The organism is Paenibacillus sp. Root52 (assembly GCF_001426865.1).
Taxonomy (GTDB): Bacteria; Bacillota; Bacilli; order Paenibacillales; family Paenibacillaceae; genus Paenibacillus.
Genome location: NZ_LMFO01000023.1, coordinates 233,274 through 253,705, shown reverse-complemented (window position 1 = coordinate 253,705; position 20,432 = coordinate 233,274). Strand labels below are relative to the sequence as shown.

The window sequence follows — 20,432 nt, the reverse complement described above, 5'->3', positions numbered from 1 at the left end:
TGGTTTTGTTAGATCAATCGAAGGATAAATAATCCCGTTCCCCTTATGATAAAAATTGTTCAGAGAGCCGCTTTTGATTACGAAGGATGCCTAGAAGCATATCGAGGAGGAGTGAATGGGACATGTTCATTTTGGAAGCGAAGAAAATATATAAAGTATATGGAGATAAATTTAACAAACAAGAGGTATTAAAAGGTATTGATCTAGGGGTGCGCAAAGGGGAGTTTGTTGGCATCATGGGACCTTCCGGCTCAGGCAAAACAACCCTGTTAAATGTGCTGTCCTCGATTGATCGTGTCAGTCAAGGCACTATAGAGATTGAGGGTAAAGAGTTTACTGGGATGAAGGAGAAGCAGCTCGCTGAATTCCGCAAACGACATCTCGGTTTTATATTCCAGGAGTACAATCTGCTGGACACACTTACGGTTAAGGAAAATGTACTTTTGCCACTCTCCGTTACGGGCATACCGAAACAAGAAGCGCATCGTAGATTCGACCACATTGCAGGGGAATTAGGAATTGCTGAACTAAAGGATAAATATCCGTCTGAAATCTCGGGCGGGCAGAAACAGAGGACTTCGGCTGCACGTGCATTCGTTCATGATCCCAGCATTATTTTTGCAGATGAGCCGACAGGAGCATTGGATTCCAAGTCAGCTTCCGATCTGCTTGGTAAGCTCAGTGATATGAACACTAAACATCAGGCAACGATTATTATGGTTACGCATGATCCAGGCGCTGCGAGCTATTGTAGTAGAGTTATTTTTATTCGCGATGGACAGATCTATACGCAATTGAACCGAGGGGACGAGTCACGTCAGACCTTCTTCAATGATATCATCAAAACGCAGGGTGTACTGGGTGGTGTGCAGCAATGAGTCTAAACCACATCATTTTTCGCAATTTGCGCAAAAATCTGAAAAATTATTATCTCTATGTTTTTGCACTAATTTTCAGCGTTGCCTTATATTTTTCGTTTGTGACATTACAGTACGATTCATCCATGACTGAAGTGGAGAATTCCGTTAAAGGTGCGGCTGCAATAGGTACATCATCGGTGTTATTAATCGTCATTGTAGCCATTTTTCTGTTATATGCGAATACGATCTTTATCAAACGTCGCAGTAAGGAGATTGGATTGTTTCAGCTTATTGGATTAACCAAAGGTAAGATTTTTCGAATTTTGAGTGTAGAGAATTTCATTCTTTATTTCGGTTCTATGATTATTGGGGTGTTGATCGGATTCCTTGGATCGAAGCTGATCCTAATGATTTTATTCAAAATTATTGGTGTAGATGCCATTACGAAGTTGGTCTTCTCTCCGATGGCGTTAGTGCAGACTATCATTGTTTTTGTCGTATTGTACATGCTGATCATGTTGATGAACTATACCTTCATTCGAGCACAGAGTATTCTTTCGCTCTTTCGTGTCTCTTCAACCTCGGAGCAGCGACAAAGCCAGATGTCAACGGGGCAGGTTATCGTAGGTGTATTAGGCATTATCCTCATCGTATTCGGCTATGTCTTGTCAGCCCAATTGTTCAGTGGAGCCGCACTCGATATGCAGCAATTGATGGTCACGATGCTTGTGATCCTGTTCTCTGTTATATTGGGCACTTATCTGTTCTACAAAGGTTCCGTTAGTTTTCTGTTTAATCTGATTCGCAAAAGAAAACAGGGTTACCTATCTATTCATGAGGTGTTATCGTTATCATCTATTATGTTCCGCATGAAGTCGAATGCCTTGTTGCTCACCATTATTACAACGGTCTCGGCTCTTGCCATTGGCATGCTGTCTCTGACATATATTTCATATTATTCGGCAGAGGCTCAAGCACGAGAGAGTGTGCCAGAGGATTTTTCGTTTGCACAAGCGAATGTGAAGAATCGATTTGTAGCTGAATTGGATCAGCGAGAGATTGCTTATGAGGTAAAGCACAGACAACCGATTTTCATTGAAATTGATGGAAAAGATATCATGAATGAATCTCAAGGTAAGGAGTTTTTGTACAGCAGTGTCGTGAGCGACCAGATGGTGGATGACTTGGATCTCACCCCGGGTGAAGTGGTCTTTATGGGGTATGGAAACGTCGTTCGGCAATTAATTCCGATTCGGGAAAAAGGGTCTATTGTTCTGCATGGAATGAAGCATAGCATCGATCAGGAGTTAATTGGAACCTCGAAGCAGGGAGTACTCCCTACGTATTATACGAAAGGAACACCAGTCGCTGTGGTGGACGAATCGGTCTATCAACAGCTTCAACAGGATCTCGATCCTAAGCTTCAGGAGGAAGACAAGGCTGATAGTTATGGTGTACAGATTGTAAGCTCGGCTCAGGCGGAGGAAGCATACAGGATATACAAGGCACTAGACTTGCATGTCCCGAATTTCGCTCAGATCGAAATTCGAGACAGTCAGCGCACCAATATGGGCCTTATTATGTTTATCGTAGGTTTCTTAGGTCTGACCTTCCTGATTACCTCAGGATGCATTCTATACTTCAAACAAATGAACGAAAGTGAAGAAGAAAAGCCGAATTATACGATACTCCGTAAGCTCGGCTTCACCCAAGCTAATTTGTTACGCGGTATTCAATTGAAGCAATTGTTTAACTTTGGTATCCCGTTAGTTATTGGATTGAGTCATAGTTATTTTGCGGTGAAGTCGGGGTGGTTCTTCTTCGGTACTGAGCTCGTGACACCAATGGTGATTGTGATGATTGTATATACGATGTTGTATTCGATGTTTGGGTTATTATCTGTCTTGTACTATAAACGTGTGATTAGAGAATCATTGTAGATCAGAGATCAGGAGAAGAGAGCCATCTCAGCATACGAATAAACAGCCTTAGTTTGGTATCCTATAGGATTGCCTAAGCTAAGGTTGTTTAGGAGTTATAAGACACGCCTTAGTCATTTACTAATGGAAAAAAAGGAGGATCAAGGAAGTATAGCGAAATAATGATCAGATGGATGTTACATTACATATGGAAGAATGCTTCGATGCTGAGGCGCTAATATAAGAGTTTATAGAAGGGATGGTAGAACAGAATCATGTCCAATCATATATTAAATTCAAGTACTGCAGAAGATTCTCAGTATGTTCGTCAGCAATTAATAGCGTATAATGCAAGTCATATATCGACTGAACTCAGAGATCGGTATGAGGAACTAAACTTCCATGTGAAAAATGAGGCTGGCGAGATTGTGGCAGGTATACTCAGTACACTATGCTGGAACTGGATTGAAATCGACATTTTGTGGGTAAATCCAGAACAGCGTCAACAGGGTTTTGGCTCACAGCTTCTGCTTGAGGTGGAACAACTTGCGCGTGCGAAGCAATGTGACTTTGTTATGCTGAACACATTTTCCTTTCAAGCACCAGAATTTTACAAGAAGCATGGGTACACAGTCACGACAGTTATTGAGAATGCCCCAACAGGGCACACACACTATTATTTTAAGAAAGAACTTTAAATGAGCCATTGTGTTATCGTTTAAGGTCAACAGGGGGTATTCCATCATGGTAACCGTAAAAGCTATTGAACTTCAAGATTTGCCAGCATTAAGTCAGCTATACAATGAATTGATGGAGACACCAACAAATGAGGTTCAGATGCAGAAGATGTTTCGATACATTCAACAGAATGGGCACTACTATATCCTCGGAGCATTCTATGAGGGGAAGCTGGTCGGCTCTGTGATGGGTATTGAGTGTATGGATCTGGTAGGTCAGTGCAAACCATTTATGGTGGTGGAGAATGTGATTGTATCTGATCAGGAGCGTAGGCAGGGAATTGGCCAAAAGCTAATGCTACAGATCGAACGAATCGCTAGAGATCTCGCATGTGGTTATATGATTCTGGTATCTGGCGATCAGCGGAAGGAAGCACATCAGTTTTATGAGAAGCTAGGGTTTAAGGATGAGAAGGTTCAGGGGTACAGGAAGCAATTTAGCTGATCTCGTCTGAGGCTGTTACATATTCACATGGATTCCAACGGAGCATGCTCTAACAAGAAAGGCTTTAGAACAAAAGGGAGCCGTAGGCTCTCTTTTTTTGATGTCTCTTCTATTGACCTTCCACTGAACATCATTATAAAACCTGTCTGATTTTGACAAGTCGCAACTTAGTCTTCATCTTAGAGCAGATCGTTCAACGTCCTGGAGAGCACTTGGCAGATGTAGATAGATCCTACAAAATAAAATTACCCCTGCCGATAATCTACAAATGTTGGTAAAATATACAGAGCTATTGCTGTTTAATTTCTTATGAGTACAAGGAGGTTTTATACATTATGCGTGTGATTGATAACATTAAAGTTTGGGGGGAACCGCTGGAGAATGCAGTGAGCCAGGCTGTGACTTGCTCGCAGTATGGAGATGTGCTTGGTGTGGCATTAATGGCGGATCATCATAAAGGATATTCTCAGCCCATTGGTGGTGTGGTCGCCTACCGTAATATGATTAGTCCTTCAGGTGTGGGATACGATATTGCCTGTGGTAACAAGGCGGTACGTACGAATCTAATGTGGGACGATATTGCTCACGGGATTGCGAAGATGATGGATGAGATTAACCGGGTCGTTTCATTTGGGGTGGGACGGAACAATCCAACACCGATTGACCACGAATTGTTTGATGATTCGAGCTGGAAGCTATTTGACACCATCGAGCCTAAGCTAGAGCAGAAGTTAAAGACGCTGGCACGCAACCAACTCGGAACCGTGGGCAGTGGTAATCATTTTGTTGATATTTTCGTGGAAGAAGCTACGGGCAAGGTGTGGATTGCCAATCACTTCGGAAGTCGTGGATTCGGTCATAAAGTGGCGAGTGGTTTCCTCAACTTGGCAGCAGGGCGTGAGTTCAGTGGGAAAGCGCCTGGTGAGTCGATGGATCAACCCCCTACACTGTTTGATCTAGGTAGTGAAATGGGTGATATGTACTGGAAGGCGATGACCCTTGCGGGTAGATATGCATATGCAGGACGTGACTACGTCATCGAACAGGTACTGGATATCCTCGGAGCTCGCAGCGAATACGCTGTCCATAACCACCATAACTTTGCTTGGAAAGAAGATCATTTTGGCGAAGAAACTGTTGTAGTAAGAAAAGGTGCAACACCGTTATCCCCAGGACAGCTTGGTTTTGTTGGAGGTAGCATGGGAGATATCTCGGTCATTGTCGAAGGGATTCACAGTGATGAGAATACGGAATCTTTCCGGAGCACTGTCCATGGAGCGGGACGGATTATGAGCCGTACACAGGCTGCTGGCAAAATGAATTACAAGCTTCGCACACGTATGGGTGGAGAGATTAGTGAAGAACAGATGCAACAAGCCATCCGTGCGTATGGCGTAGAGCTGCGTGGTGCAGGAACAGATGAAAGTCCGTTCGTGTATAAGAAACTGCAGGATGTGCTCCATGCCCATGCAAGTACCTTGAAAGTGAATCATATTCTGCGTCCTGTTGGCGTGGCCATGGCCGGGGGCAATGAGTTTGATCCGTACAAGGATTAATATCTAAAGAAGGTGAATCCATTGAAAAATTGTGCCTTATACAGCTCACAGTTTGACTTAGAGCAAGTTCATGAACTTCTTCGGTCAATGTATCCCCAAGATCGGATAGAGCTGAATGAAGATAAAACACATATTACCGTAACTCATAAGAAATGGTTTAGCAAAAAAACCAAAGGGTTCAACATCATGACGAGTCGAACGCATCCGGAACAATTTACAGCTATGATCCAAGGCATGATGAATTTTCTTGGCCAGATTGATGCAAACCGTCCTCAACTCCAGGAGAAAGTATTAATCAAATGCTCGACCTTGAATATGGTTATTGGCATTGAGACGGATGAGGACATATCCGAGGAGTTCTTCAATGAGCTGTTGCAGCTGGCGGATCAGCTTGATGCGTTGATCTTCTGGGGAGGGGGCTCTCTATTGAACGCTCAAGGACAATTGTTACTTGATACGAACGGTGATTCAGAAGTTGAAGATTACACAGTAACCGCACATCCAAGCCTACTAGATGATGCTCGGCCTCAGTCTGCATCTGGCATTCGACGTAAGGAGCGCTCTGAACGTATTTTGACCGAACAGGGCATTCCATTCAATCCACATTTACCTGCCAGAGCTGGAGAGGAACATACCAGAATCCGAACACTTGACGAAGTGGCAAGGCGAGCAGTGGCTCTATGTCTTGCGGCTCTCAAGGGGGAATGTTTGGGTGCGGGTGAGAGTGCTGAAGATACCGCCGCACTTGTCCAAGAGGTCATTGATAAGTATGATGCAGATTCGTTCTTTTCTCCAGCAGAGCGAAGGTTTATTCATCAGCATGGAGCGGAGCAGCAGGAGGTAATTTCCTTCTCGTGGGGATATGAAGCTTATTATGTTATGCTCTGGGCTCTTGGTTATGTTCAAGAATTAGGGGCTCCAACACAGCTATGTAACGTGGGACAAGCGGTAGGATATTTGCAGCAGTGTGACACGTTTGAAGAGTTTGTATCCCAGGCTTCATTCCGTGATGTGAGCGAAATCCTAGATGAGGCAGACTTAATCTATCGATATAACTGGGTCTGTGTAGACAGTCGCGTGAAAGGGACTACACCGCCTGCGGGTCTGAATGGCGGAGTTGCCTACGAACGACATCGGGCGTTGAATTGGTTAATCTGTTATCTGGATCAAGAGTGGGATGATGTTAGAACGGATACGTAAGCGCGCTTAGGCTGATAAATTAGAAAAATAAAAACAAATACCCTCATGCTAATTCATGAATGGCATGGGGGTATTTGTATTGCTTTTTATAGTGATTGTTTAAGTTGGGCTAACTGTAATATAGATCAACCGCTATGTCGGCCGAAATGTTCTCGAATAATAACATCTGCGAGAATAAGTTTTTTTTCCACATTGCTTTCGGGATTAATAATGCGCCATAACATCTGATCCACTGCACGCGCACCGAGTAATTCCTTGTTAACATTGACACTAGCGAGCACGGGAATGTCGTTGTATACATTATCAAAGCCCGTGACGACACATTGATCAGGTACACGGATGCCCATATCTTCTAATGTCTCAATGGTAGAGAGAGCATAGAAGTCATTGGCACACACAAATACTTCAGGCAAATTGGTTTCGTTAAACAGCGAACTGAAGGTCTTGCGAAAGTCCTCGAGATCTGGGCTGCTAAGCTCGGGAATCTGGTCGAGTTCAATTCCGTGTCCCATAAGGACTGAGCTGTAGGCAAGCCAGCGTTCATAGAAGCTGTGTGCATCATGGATGTTACCTACAAACTGGAAACGTTTGAACCCCTTACGAAGCAGGTAGAGCATAATGTCACGCATCGATGCAAAATTATCTGTGAAAATACTGTCACTATGGAAGACGGGATCTAGATGATCGACCATAACTACAGGTATGCCCAACCGTTTGATTTCAAGCAGGATCGGTGTGGAGATGGAGCCCACCGTAATAATGCCGCGAATGGCATCTGGATTTAATAACGTGAATAATTGGTCAGTAGAAGGCTCTGTCAGTGTCAGTATATTAATACCCTTCTGATTGAGCCGAGAGGATATCCCATTAAAGACGGGACCCCAGTACACGGATTCCTGATTCTGATAACGGACGTTAGGAAACAAAATCAAAATCGTCCCGCTCCAACGTATGTTTTGTGGATCATTAAGATCATTACTATTGTGGACATCCCCAGATAACGCAGCGTTATCTTTAAAATATCCAAGCTTGCCGGCGGCTTTAAGGATAACATCCCGTGTCTGGTCACTAACTCCTGATTTTCCAGACAACGCGCGTGAAACCGCAAATTTCGACAAGCCCGTAAAGTGTGCAATTTCCTGGATTGTTACCTTCGTCTTCATCATACCATCCTTACACTCGTAGTTCTGCCGTATTGTCTACAACGAATTATGAAACTGATTCTAGTATACATGATTAATTTCCTTGAATCGAATTACAGACAGACATTTCAAGAGGATAGCTCTAGGTTGGTTTAAGCAGATAGTGAAATCCATAGATGAGAGATAATGAACAAAAAATAAGGCGAATTTTGTCTAAAAAATTATGACTTGTTATTTTAAATAAATAACAAATTAAAAAATAATGATTGGTTCTTCATTCGCGTGTACTCAATAGGTGATATGGATAATATGCTTTGGAATAAGCATTTTTATTGCCTGTAATTGCATTCTAACAGAAGAAATAGAAAATGTTAACAACAAAAATGTTGACGCTTACATTGTGCTATGTTAAATTTTGTTTGTTGAAACCAAACGAGAAAATAACAAATGGTGGTGGTCATGTATTTTCTTTAGGGCATATGGGAGGTATCGGTTTCGGTTTGTCCATGATTTGTAAACACATTTGGGGAGGTTGTTCTAATCATGATTAGAAAACGGAGCTTTTTTCCTATTCTTTTATTGGTGTTCATGCTTATTGTATCCGCTTGCAGTGGAGGGGGAACAGCGCAGAACGCCACGGAACAGGAAGGTACGGCGAATTCAGGCAATACCACAGAAACGGTAGAAGTAAGCACAGAAGCTGAAGAGCCTGCAGCTGATGTTCCGAATCTTAATGGCCGTGTCATTAAGGTTGCAGCATGGTGGGATTTAAAACCAGCTGGAGAGACTGCGTCCGACAAAGCACGTCTAGACAAAATTGCTGAGGTTGAGAAAAAATACAACGTGACCATCGAATTCGTAAATGTACCGTTTGAAGAGTACATGAACAAATTCACAACGACTGCCCTTGCTGGCGAGCCGTTTGCAGATATTGTACAGATGGAATATAAATCTGCACTCCCGGCTGTACTCAAAGGGCAGTTATTGCCAGTCTCTGAGTTTACCACTAGTGAGAACAACATCAATCAGGAAGCTAACCTGATGACTCGATTCCCGTCCATTGCGGGTAATGATTACGCATTTGACTCACCAACAAGTATTGGTCTGGGTCTTCACTATAACCGTGATCTATTCAAGAAGCTATCACTGCCTGATCCACAGGAACTGTACAACAACGGTGAGTGGAATTGGGATAAATTCATGGAACTTGCTAAACAAGCAACCAAAGATACGGATAACGATGGCAAAATTGATGTCTATGGATATTCCGGCTGGGCAATCGATGCACTGCGTCACTTTACGGCAGCCAATGGCGGTACGATCGTAGATGACGGAAATTCCAAAGAAGGCTTGTCTGATCCGAAAACGATTGAAGCGGCTGAATTCATCAAACGCCTGTATAACGTGGAGAATGTGGTGAAAGTGAAAACAGGCGACAAAACGAACTGGGAAGAAAGTAATACATTCAAGGACGGAGACGTCGCTCTCTTCACTGCGGCAGAATGGCAATTAGGCGATCTGACCTTCGCTGCTGGCGTAGTACCTATCCCGAATGGTCCTCAGGGCGATAAGTCTGTAACGTATGCAAACAATGCTGCTGCAGCGAAGTTTATTCCTAAAGGTGTAGAAGATCCGAAGATTGTATACCAAATCTATGAAGAGACCTTCGACATTCCACAGATTGAAGAATACCCAGGTCAAGACTACCTGGAAAGTCTCTACTCAGACGAGAAGGACATCGCGATGATTCGTGAGCATATTGCAGGCACAGGTCGCATCTTGCTGGATGATGCCTATGCAGGTTATCCAATCGGTGATTATGTAAACGATATCATTAAAAACAATGCATCCGTTAAGGCAACAGCAGAGAAGTATAAAGCACAGGCTCAAGCTGCTGTAGATAAGCTCAGTAAACAATAACACCAGCAGTAATTAGGGTAGGTCTGAAAACTCCGAAGGAAGCAGATTTGGCTGAATTTTCGTTCCAAGCAAGGAAGTTTTCCGCAGGCGTGCTGGGGCACGTCAAGGGAAAGTGGCGCAGCAGGGGACGAAATGGGGGTAAAAGATGCACTTCAGTGAGTTTTCAGACACATCCTTGGTAGGGGTACCTCGTATCTAAGATGCAGGAGTACCCCTCTTCCTAAATTCCAAAAAAAGGAACGCTGGCATCAGCCTTGATGAGGAGGACTCGTAGGATGGCTGGAATTCTACAACGAAAGAAATGGATCCTGCCTGCCGTAATGGTCATCGCAGCAGCCGGGGTGATTTTTTATTTCACATCGGGGACAGATGCGGAAAGTGCGGATGTTCCACCCGGCGGTTTGCCGGCCATTGAAGTGGATGCTATCTTGCAGCAGACAAGGCAGAAGAAGGGGTATGAGCAATATTTGTCTAAAGTAGGCGAAGCTGCTCGGCCGAATGTGGATATTACGATTGAAGCTGGGGAGTATACACGAGCCAGTGGCGACGAGGTGCAGACACTCGATCATTACGAGGGCCTGGAAGGAACATCGCTACATACGGGTGAGACCGGAGAGGTCGACTGGATGATCAGCGTACCAGAATCGGGATGGTACAACCTTTCTGCAACGTATTTCCCTGTAGAGGGCAAGAGTTCCGCGATTGAGCGTGCACTGTACATTGATGGTGAACTTCCGTTCGCGGAAGCCGCCTATTTGCAGTTTGATCGGGTATGGAGCAATGAGAAGGATGAGGTTCAGCAGGATAACCAAGGGAATGATCTTCGACCTAAACAGGTGGAGAAACCGCGTTGGATCGAAGAGATATTTCAGGATTCGGACGGTTACGAACAAGCACCATTCAAGTTTTATTTGGAAAAAGGGAAGCACACGCTAACGCTGAAATCTTCTCGAGAACCGATGGTTATACGCTCGTTACGACTGTTCAATGACCAATCGGTAGCTCCGTATTCGGAGATAGCACAAGCACAGAATAGCGATTCATTCCCACAACCGAAGGATGTGCTCATTCGCATAGAAGGGGAGGCAGCCGTTGCCAAGTCTTCTCCAACGTTATATCCAACTAGCGAAAGATCAAGTTCAGCAGTGTCTCCTTACAGCGCCTCCCAGGTACGAATCAATACGATTGGCGGCTATAACTGGCGTTTGCCCGGACAATGGATTGAATGGGAAGTGGATGTGCCGGAGGATGGACTTTATCATATCGGATTTACGGCGCAGCAAAATTTTGTGAAAGGGATCTATTCCACTCGTAAGCTGACCATTGATGGCGAGGTTCCATTTGCCGAAATGATGAAAGCTCCCTTTCGGTATCAGAGCGATTATCGTGTAGATGTGATGGGTGGAGATGAACCTTATAAGTTCTTGCTGGAAAAGGGCAAACATGTCATTCGGCTGGAGAACAGCCTGGGGGACTTCGCACCACTTATCCGCAATGTAGAGGATAGCTTGTACAATCTGAATTCCATGTACCGGCGGATTCTGATGATCACAGGTACCAAGCCTGATGAGTTCAGGGATTATCGGGTGGAGAAGCAGATTCCGAATCTGCTGGAAGTGTTCAGTGGTGAGAGTGAACGCTTACGTGAAGTGGCTGCTCAGCTTCGCATCTTATCCGGTCAATCGAGTGATCAGGAAGCGCTGATCAAAACGATGGCGCAGCAGCTCGATGAGATGATTGAGAAGCCGGATACCATTCCGAGAAGACTCGCTGCTTACAAAACGAATACAGGTGGACTCGGTACATGGGTGCAGCAAGCGAGAGAACAGCCACTGGAGATTGACGCACTCTACGTTACCTCGCTAAATCGCAACATTCCTGAATCAGGTATGGGGCCAATGGCCAAGATCGGGCATGAAGCGAAAACGTTCTACAATTCATTTTTCATCGATTATAACCAGATCGGAAACGTTGCTACATCAGAGGATCAGCGGACAGTTACTGTCTGGATCGGTAGTGGGCGAGATCAAGCGAACACGATGAAAGCAATGATTGATGAGACGTTCACACCTGAGAGCGGCATCAATGTCAATCTGAAGCTAGTGAATATGGGAACGTTGCTGCCAGCGACGTTATCAGGCGAAGGGCCAGACATTGCGATGCAGATTGGTAATGACCTGCCTGTGAACTTTGCGATGCGGAATTCGGCAATGGATCTGACACAGTTTAGTGATTATGACGCGGTGGAACAGGAGTTTAGGGAAAGTGCGATCGTTCCATATGCCTATGATTCTGGTGTGTATGCACTCCCCGAAACGCAGACGTTCAATATGTTGTTCTATCGTAAAGATGTGCTTGCTGAGCTCGGTCTTGAGGTGCCTCAGACGTGGGATGATGTGGAGAGCTTACTTGCGATCCTGAGCAAAAATCATATGGAATTTGGCATGCCGATTGTAACACAGGCGAACATGCAAGGTGTCAATATTCCGCCGAACTCACAATACGCAACGATGCTGTTGCAAAATGGCGGTGCATTCTATCGAAATAACGATAAGGAATCGGATCTGGATTCTCGCATCGGAATTGAGACGTTCAAGAAATGGACGGAGTTCTACACCGATTACAAGCTGGAACGAGAATACGATTTTGCCAATCGATTCCGTACCGGTCAGATGCCGATTGGTTTAACGGATTACACCATGTATAACCAGCTATCTGTCTTTGCACCTGAGATTCGTGGACTGTGGGGATTCGTGCCTGTGCCGGGAACCGTTCAGGATGATGGAACACTGAATCGTGATGTGCCAGGCGGTGGTACTGCGGTCATGATGTTACAGAGTGCGAAGGATCAAGAGGCCGCATGGGAATTTATGAAATGGTGGACCAGTACACCGATTCAAGCGGAATTCGGACGTGAGATGGAAGGTTTAATGGGAGCCGCTGCACGTTATCCGACTGCGAATATAAAAGCTTTGGATTCACTTCCATGGCCTGCTGAGGATTACGCTAATTTGAAGGCGCAATTCGAAACGGTGAAAGGTATTCCTGAAGTGCCCGGCGGTTACTTTACAGGACGCCATCTGTTTAATGCGTTTTACAAAACTGTCGTAGGTCAGGTGGAAGCAAGGGAATCCATTATGGACTACACCCAGTATATTCAGGACGAGATTCGGATCAAGCGTAATGAATTTGGTCTTCCGTAAGCAGAGGGAGGGTTAACAGTGTCACAAATATCACTCCGAGACGGACAAAACAGTCCTCCTGAGAAAAAGCCAACGATGGGCATGAAATCATGGTGGAGCTGGAAGCTCCAGGAAATGAAGGCCAGCAAACATTCCTATGTGCTGCTCGCTCCTTATATGATCCTGTTCATCATGTTCACCGTGATTCCCGTTGTCATCTCAATCATATTGAGTTTCACCTATTTTAACATGCTGGAATTTCCGAAATTTATTGGCTGGCAAAACTATACGCGCTTATTTCTGGAAGATGACGTATTTCTCATTGCGATCAAAAATACGTTACTGTTTGCCATTATTACAGGGCCGATCAGTTATATTGCTTGTTTCGTGTTTGCCTGGATTATTAATGAGTTGACTCCGAAATGGAGAGCGTTTATGACGTTGATTTTCTACGCGCCCTCTATTTCGGGCAATGTCTATTTTATCTGGCTGATGATCTTCTCGGGAGATCGGTACGGGATTGCGAACGGTCTCTTAATTAAATGGGGATTTCTACTCGAGCCGATCCAATGGTTGAAGACCGAAGCCTACATTATGCCGATCCTCATTCTAGTGCAATTGTGGCTCAGTCTAGGAACAGGATTTCTCGCGTTTATCGCAGGTCTGCAGACGGTAGATCGGACGTTGTATGAAGCAGGGGCTGTAGATGGAATCAAGAACCGTTGGCAGGAGTTATGGTACATTACGCTGCCTTCGATGCGGCCACAGCTGATGTTTGGTGCAGTTATTCAATTAACGACCTCCTTCGCTGTAGCGGACGTATCCATTGCGCTTGCAGGCTTCCCGAGTGTTAACTATGCTGCTGAGACGGTTGTTACACATTTGATTGATTTTGGTACCACGCGGTTTGAGATGGGGTATGCCTCAGCCATAGCGACAGTGCTCTTTATGATTATGGTAGGCACGAACTTGCTGGTACAGAAACTTCTGAGAAGGGTGGGAGAGTAACGATATGGCCGCCATTACAACAGCCAAAAAGCGGGTGAACCGCTCATTATCCGGAAGCATCTCCCTGTTTGCCCTTCTACTGGTGTTCGGAGCGTTCATGGTGCTGCCGCTCATCTATGCGATCAATAATGCGTTCAAGCCACTGGATGAGATCTTTACTTTTCCACCGACCCTATTTGTTAAAAACCCAACGTTAAGCAACTTCACCGATTTGCTGAACCTGCTTAGCGATTCATGGGTTCCATTCTCACGTTATATTTTCAACACGTTATTTATTACAGGAATCGGCATCGTGGGTCACGTGCTGCTGGCTTCTGCGGCAGCTTACCCACTTGCCAAACACAAGTTTCCGGGCAAAGTATTCATGTTTCAGGTGGTTGTACTTTCCCTGATGTTTACTCCTGCCGTGACGGCAATCCCGAACTATATGATCATGTCATGGTTAGGATGGATCGATACGTATTGGGCTGTTATCATTCCGGCGTTTGCCTATTCGCTGGGTCTGTATCTCATGAAGCAATTCATGGAACAGATTCCGGATGCATTGCTGGAAGCAGCTAAGATTGATGGCGCGAGTGAGTATCGCATTTTCTGGTCGATCGTCATGCCGAATGTGAAGCCAGCGTGGCTTACTTTGATTATTCTGTTATTCCAGATGCTGTGGGGAAGCGATGGTAATGGATATATCTATAGTGAGCAATTGAAGACCTTGCATTATGCTGCAGGGCAGATCATTCAAGGCGGAATTTCCCGTGCCGGAGCAGGTGCAGCAGTTGCATTGATCTTGATGAGTGTGCCAATTACGCTGTTTATTTTCTCACAGAGCCGCATCATTGAGACGATGGCAAGCTCAGGCATGAAGGATTAAGGGGGAACGATATGGCACGCACAGTGAAAAGGTGGCTAAGTCTTCTGGCGGCAGTATCCCTGTTGCTGGTGAATGCCATGCCTGCGGCAGCCTCCCCGGCGCCGTATGACAGTTATAACTACAACTACTGGAAAGAAGCGGTTCCTTCACCGGATGCTTACCTGCCTGAGCGGACCATTTCAGGCAGCGATCTGGGGATTGGCGAATTCAAAGATCCTGGTGATATCAACGTCTCTTCATCCGGTCAGATCTATATTTTGGACAGTGGTAACAGCCGCATCGTCGTCATGGACGCAAACTACAAGCTGTTACGCGTTATTGAAGGTTTTATGCTGGATGGCAGCAAGGAGGCATTTAGCGTTCCAAGCGGACTATTTGTAGACGAAGAGGAACAGATTTACATTGCAGATACCGGCAACAGTCGCGTCGTTGTGTTAGATGCAGAAGGAAACCTGGTACATACCATTACGAAGCCAGAATCGGACATTTTGGCGACTGATTTTCAGTTTCAGCCTTTGAAGCTGACCGTGGATCGTGTGGGCCGGGTATACGTTGTGGCACAGGGTGTATATGAGGGCATTATGCAATTTGATGAGAACGGTCAATTCATTGGTTATGTAGGAACAAACAAGGTTGAACGGGATTATGGCGAATATATATGGCGCATGTTGTCAACTAAAGCTCAACGGGCTCAGATGGTTCTCTTTGTACCAACCGAGTTCTCGAATGCAGATATCGACCATAAGGGATTCGTATACGCCACCAACATTGATCCAGGTTCGAATGAACCGATCAAGAGGTTAAATCCGTCGGGCGAGGATGTTCTCAAACGATTCGGTTACTACGATGTCAAAGGGGACATCCGATTCCGAAATAGTACCGGGCCATCCAAGTTAATTGATGTAAAAGTGTTAGGTAACGGCATGTACAGTGTACTGGATGCAACGCAGAACCGAGTGTTCACCTATGACGATGAAGGCCATCTGCTGTATATCTACGGGGGCAAAGGTAACCAGGTCGGTACACTTAAGACTCCTGTTGCGATTGAGCAATCCGGTGATCATTCGTTAGTGCTAGATCGAGGCAAAAGCAATTTAGTAGTCTATGAGCCTACGCGATTCGGATCGACGGTGAATCAGGCTGTTGCTCTGCACTATCAGGGCGAGGACACGGAGGCGGTGCATCTCTGGAAAGAGGTGCTTAAGCTGAACGCTAACTATGATATCGCTTATATCGGCATCGGTAAGTCATTGCTGATGGAGAAGAAAAACGAAGAGGCTCTTGGTTACTTCGAGCTGGGCATGGATCGCAAGAGTTATTCTGTCGCATTCAAACGACATCGGAGAGAGGTCATGAAAGAGAATTTTGGCACATTTCTAACGGTTGCTATTGTGGCGGTCTTTGTTCTGATCCTTGTTCGATTGGCGGTTAAATGGAAACGGAGGAGGCAGATCGATCGTGAAGCAGGATTACATTAAGTTTCCGTTGCACCTCATTTTTCACCCCATTGATGCATTCTGGGATCTGAAGTCAGATAACCGGGGTAGGTTAGCTGTTGCTTTTAGTGCACTCGTGCTGACGATTATCATTATGATTTTGCAAAAACAGTACGCAGGTTTTCTCGTCAATTATTCGGATCCGCGGACACTGAACAGTATTCAAGAGATCTTAACGATTGTTGTACCGTTCTTTCTCTGGTGTACAGCCAATTGGGCCATCACAACCCTAATGGAGGGTGAAGGCAAGTTCAAGGAAATTGTACTTGCGACAGGTTACTCGCTCATCCCGCTTATTTTGATTTATGCACCGATGATTGTGATTAGTCGGTTTATGGTTCAAGAAGAAACAGCTTTTTATTATCTGCTGACGACGATAGCTTTTATCTGGTTTGTGCTCTTGTTGTTCATCGGTACAATGACGGTTCATCAGTACACTGTTATCAAAACTATTATTACGATGGTGCTGACCGTTATTGTTATGGGGATCATCATTTTCCTTGGAGCGCTAGTGTTTAGCATGCTTCAGCAATTATTCGAATTTGGCTACAACATCTATCGCGAATTGATTTTTCGGACGTAAAGGAGGCGGCATCGGTGAACAAAAAGCAACGACTATACACGGTGCTGGCCGGCGGTGTAGCTGTGGTGATCATTGCAGCCGGGCTGTTGTATATCAATAACCGGGGCATTCCTGCTGTTGAAGTTGCAGCTTATGCCCAGACAACAACAGAAGCGCAGCCAACCGAGGTGGAGGCACTTCGTTTCTTGACAGACGCATCTGAGAGCGTGCCGGGTATGAAGCTAGTGGCCGAGGACACGGGTCTTGCGCTCTACTACAATGAAGAGACGACCGAAATTGCGGTTCGTAACGGAAATAGCGGACAGATCTGGTACAGCAATCCGGAAGCGCGAAATGAGGATGGTCTGGCCTCGGGATATGAGAAAGAGGTGTTGTCCTCTCAGCTCAACGTTTCCTTCCGTGATGCAATCGGTACGTTGGAGAATTATCCTAATTTTAGCTCCAGTATTAGTAACAAACAATTTGTCGCATCCAATATTGAACAGGGAATCCGCGTGAACTATACCCTTGGGGATACTTCGCTTGGCATTAATGCGTTGCCTAAACTGATCAGTAAACAGCGGCTGGAAGAAAAGGTTCTCTCCAAGCTGGATGAAACCGCAGCGCGGTATACATCTGCCCGCTATTACCCAAGCCAAGCGAATCCAGATGTGCTGGAAAGATTGGATGGACAGATTTCTAAACAGCTTGTTCTGAACAAGATGTTGGATGCATTTGAGACCGCAGGATACAGTGAAGAAGATCTAGCCTATGACAATCAGGAGAATGGTGTCGAGGGTGGAGGCACGTCGGAGAAGCCTAGTTTTGAAATTCCTGTGGAGTATCGGTTAGAGGAAGGAACACTTCTTGTAACTGTACCGCTGAGTCAGGTAAAAGAGAGTGGGCAATACCGTATTCGTAATATTGATCTGCTTGCTTATTTTGGAGCTGCCGATGCTGAAGAAGAGGGATATATGTTTGTACCTGATGGTTCGGGCAGCCTGATCCATCTGAACAATGGGAAGATTAAGGAAGAGCAGTATGTACAACGTGTCTACGGTATGGATCCCAACGATAATTCTCTTAGTCGGCCGCAAGTGAGTGAGTCTGCTCATATGCCTGTCTTTGGACTGAAGAGCGGTGATCGTGCTTGGTTTGCCATCATTGAGAAGGGTGATGCGATGGCTAGCATTGCCGCAGATATCGGTGGCAGACAGAATAGCTACAACCACGTATATAGCAGCTTCTCCTTACGCGGTGAGGATGAATTGGAGATGTATACGTCGCAGAAAATGCAGGAGATTCAGTTACTTAGTGAAGAACCGTTTCGCGGAGATATTCAAGTGCGCTATCAATTCCTTCAAGGGAATGATGCCAGTTATTCCGGGATGGCGAGGTTATATCAGCAACAGCTAATGAATCAAGATGTATTGAAACCATTGGTGGATCAAGAGGATATTCCTTTCTATGTGAACGTGCTTGGTGCGGTGGACAAAAGGGCTTCTTTCCTAGGGGTACCTTATCGTACTACATTAGCGATGACCACTTACGAGCAAGCGGGCACCATTGCAGAAGAGCTTCAGCAAAAGGGTCTGAAACACGTGCAAATGCGATATCAGGGATGGTTTGGTGGGGGATTCAGTCATCATACACCAACACGAGTGAAGCTGGATTCGGAAGTGGGGAGTTCATCGGAGTTGAAGCAGCTCTCTGAGCAATTGCGTGAATCAGGTGGTGCGTTGTTCCCGGATGTGGCTTTTCAGCATATCTATCACAACGATTCTCGTTTTGCACCTTCCGCAGATGCGGCGCGTTTTGTCACCAAGGAGACCGCTCAGCAGTATCCTTACAATCCTGCCTTGAACCGAATGGATCAGAGCAAAGACTACCACTATCTGCTCTCGGCAGCCAAGCTTCCATATGTAGTCAGTGAGTTCGCTGAGAAGGTAGGCAAGTTGGAGCTACAAGGGTTATCCCTGCGTGATCTCGGTCAGGTACTAAGCTCGGATTATCGGGATAGTCGTGTCATTCATAGGGAGACGGCGAAGAATATTGTGCAAGAACAGCTTGAAAAGTTACAGCAGGCTTACCCGAATATGATGCTTTCATCAGCTAATGCATATGCCTGGGGCTACGCGCAGCATATTGTGGATGTGCCGGGAGGCTCAAGCCGGTTTAATATCACGGATGAGGAAGTACCGTTTTACGAGATGGTTATTCATGGATACAAAGACTATGCAGGTTCACCTATGAATACGTCAGGAGATCAAGATTTGCGCAAACAATTGCTGCGTAGTCTGGAGCTCGGAGCAGCACCGCAATTTCAATGGACCTATGAGCCATCATCGCTCCTGAAGCTGACGAACTACGATTCGGCGTATGCTACGGACTATGCGTACTGGGTGGATGAAGCTGTAGAGTTATATCAAGAAGCAAATGAAGTACTCCGTGGTTTGAGAACCCAAACGATCGTAGATCATAAGCGGATACAGGACGGGGTTGTGCAGGTCAATTACAGTGGTGGTGCACAGATCCTCGTTAACTATACCTCAGAGCCGGTTTCGGTGGATAACATCGTTGTGGGTGCGGCGGATTACGCGCTGAAAGGAGTTAACCGATGAGAACGATTCGATTATCGCTAAAATCACGGAGAGCGTTGCTTGGCCTTGCCTTTATCTCACCATGGCTGCTAGGCTTCATCTTTCTCTTCGTAACACCGTTGCTGCAATCGATTCGGTTCAGTTTGAGTAATTTATCGGTTGCCCCTGGAGGATATGTACTGGATTTCGTTGGGTTGAAGAACTTCAAGGATGCGATCCTAGTCGATGCAACCTTTAACCGTATTTTGTTAGATTCGGTCGGCGCGATGTTGCTGAATGTCCCGATGATACTCTTCTTTAGTTTGTTCACGGCGACATTATTGAACCAGAAGTTTAAGGGGAGAACGATGGCACGTGCAATTTTCTTTCTTCCCGTCATTCTGGCTTCAAGTGCAGTAGCAGCGGCTGAGTCTGCGGGGTTGATTAATATGATGGGGGATGTCTCTGCTGTCGATTCGTCAGTGGACGGAGGCGCGTCCTTTAACGTTGTATCTATTGTGCGCATGCTCTCTGATGTGGGATTGCCTATGGCTTATGTTGACTATATTGTGGAAGCTATTATGCGTATTTACGAGATCGTCAGCAGTTCAGGTGTGCAGATTCTGATCTTTCTTGCCGCACTGCAGTCTGTGCCTGGTTCAATGTACGAGGTAGCCAAGATTGAAGGCGCGACAGCTTATGAGTCGTTCTGGAAAATTACATTCCCCATGGTCAGCCCGCTGATTCTGACGAATGTCATCTATACCATTATCGATTCATTTGCTGGAAGTCCGGTCACGGAGGCTATTTATCAGACGGCATTCAAAACCCAAAACTTCGGTCTCAGCTCGGCGATGTCCTGGCTATACACGATCGTCATTGGACTCGTGCTGGTTGTTGTCGGCTGGGTGTTGTCCCGGCGCGTTCACTATAACTAACAGACCGTTTAGATTACGCC

At 45.6% G+C, this 20,432-nt stretch carries 15 protein-coding genes; 14 read left to right on the top strand and 1 reads right to left on the bottom strand.

Features of this window, described 5'->3' with window-relative positions:
- Window positions 1-122: 122 nt before the first annotated feature.
- The 6 genes from ASD24_RS18740 to ASD24_RS18715 all read left to right on the top strand — a co-directional run bounded on the left by ASD24_RS18740 (window position 123) and on the right by ASD24_RS18715 (window position 6,717).
- Window positions 123-878: an ABC transporter ATP-binding protein gene (locus ASD24_RS18740; protein ID WP_056698824.1), complete on the top strand. Its 756-nt coding sequence runs from the start codon at window positions 123-125 to the stop codon at window positions 876-878.
- A complete protein-coding gene (locus tag ASD24_RS18735) occupies window positions 875-2,800 on the top strand; it encodes an ABC transporter permease (protein WP_056698821.1) in 1,926 nt (641 codons plus the stop codon). The genes ASD24_RS18740 and ASD24_RS18735 overlap by 4 nt, the downstream gene beginning before the upstream one ends.
- 254 nt (window positions 2,801-3,054) lie before the next feature.
- Window positions 3,055-3,477 carry a GNAT family N-acetyltransferase gene (locus tag ASD24_RS18730; RefSeq protein WP_056698817.1) on the top strand — a complete coding sequence of 141 codons (423 nt, stop codon included), beginning with the start codon at window positions 3,055-3,057 and terminating at the stop codon, window positions 3,475-3,477.
- Window positions 3,478-3,523: 46 nt separating this feature from the next.
- Window positions 3,524-3,961, top strand: a complete 438-nt coding sequence (locus tag ASD24_RS18725; protein ID WP_056698814.1) for a GNAT family N-acetyltransferase — start codon at window positions 3,524-3,526, stop codon at window positions 3,959-3,961.
- Between the two features lie 335 nt (window positions 3,962-4,296).
- Window positions 4,297-5,517, top strand: coding sequence for an RtcB family protein (locus tag ASD24_RS18720; RefSeq protein ID WP_056698810.1), 1,221 nt, complete (start codon window positions 4,297-4,299; stop codon window positions 5,515-5,517).
- Window positions 5,518-5,604: 87 nt separating this feature from the next.
- Window positions 5,605-6,717, top strand: a complete 1,113-nt coding sequence (locus tag ASD24_RS18715; RefSeq protein ID WP_235540669.1) for a DUF4272 domain-containing protein — start codon at window positions 5,605-5,607, stop codon at window positions 6,715-6,717.
- 125 nt (window positions 6,718-6,842) lie between these two features.
- Here the strand turns inward: ASD24_RS18715 and ASD24_RS18710 are convergent, their stop codons facing one another.
- Window positions 6,843-7,883, bottom strand: a complete 1,041-nt coding sequence (locus tag ASD24_RS18710; RefSeq protein WP_327205248.1) for a LacI family DNA-binding transcriptional regulator — start codon at window positions 7,881-7,883, stop codon at window positions 6,843-6,845.
- Between the two features lie 519 nt (window positions 7,884-8,402).
- On the opposite strand from ASD24_RS18710, the gene ASD24_RS18705 reads away from it, so the two are divergent.
- The 8 genes from ASD24_RS18705 (at window position 8,403) to ASD24_RS18670 (ending at window position 20,412) form a co-directional block, all read left to right on the top strand.
- The gene (locus tag ASD24_RS18705; protein ID WP_056698803.1) at window positions 8,403-9,779 is read left to right on the top strand and encodes an ABC transporter substrate-binding protein; all 1,377 of its coding nucleotides are present in this window, start codon (window positions 8,403-8,405) and stop codon (window positions 9,777-9,779) included.
- A 275-nt stretch (window positions 9,780-10,054) separates the two neighbouring features.
- Window positions 10,055-12,982 carry an extracellular solute-binding protein gene (locus ASD24_RS18700; RefSeq protein WP_056698800.1) on the top strand — a complete coding sequence of 976 codons (2,928 nt, stop codon included), beginning with the start codon at window positions 10,055-10,057 and terminating at the stop codon, window positions 12,980-12,982.
- Window positions 12,983-13,057: 75 nt separating this feature from the next.
- On the top strand, window positions 13,058-13,969 hold the full coding sequence (locus tag ASD24_RS18695; RefSeq protein ID WP_056699913.1) for a carbohydrate ABC transporter permease: 912 nt from the start codon (window positions 13,058-13,060) through the stop codon (window positions 13,967-13,969).
- Between the two features lie 4 nt (window positions 13,970-13,973).
- Window positions 13,974-14,837 carry a carbohydrate ABC transporter permease gene (locus tag ASD24_RS18690; protein ID WP_056698799.1) on the top strand — a complete coding sequence of 288 codons (864 nt, stop codon included), beginning with the start codon at window positions 13,974-13,976 and terminating at the stop codon, window positions 14,835-14,837.
- Window positions 14,838-14,848: 11 nt separating this feature from the next.
- Window positions 14,849-16,315 carry an NHL repeat-containing protein gene (locus tag ASD24_RS18685; RefSeq protein ID WP_056698795.1) on the top strand — a complete coding sequence of 489 codons (1,467 nt, stop codon included), beginning with the start codon at window positions 14,849-14,851 and terminating at the stop codon, window positions 16,313-16,315.
- Entirely contained in the window at window positions 16,296-16,916 is a 621-nt protein-coding gene (locus ASD24_RS18680) for a Yip1 family protein (RefSeq protein WP_056698791.1), read from the top strand. The genes ASD24_RS18685 and ASD24_RS18680 overlap by 20 nt, the downstream gene beginning before the upstream one ends.
- 14 nt (window positions 16,917-16,930) lie before the next feature.
- Complete coding sequence (locus ASD24_RS18675) at window positions 16,931-19,516, top strand: DUF5696 domain-containing protein (RefSeq protein WP_056698789.1); 2,586 nt, start codon at window positions 16,931-16,933, stop codon at window positions 19,514-19,516.
- Window positions 19,513-20,412, top strand: coding sequence for a carbohydrate ABC transporter permease (locus ASD24_RS18670; RefSeq protein ID WP_056698787.1), 900 nt, complete (start codon window positions 19,513-19,515; stop codon window positions 20,410-20,412). The genes ASD24_RS18675 and ASD24_RS18670 overlap by 4 nt, the downstream gene beginning before the upstream one ends.
- Window positions 20,413-20,432 lie beyond the last annotated feature (20 nt).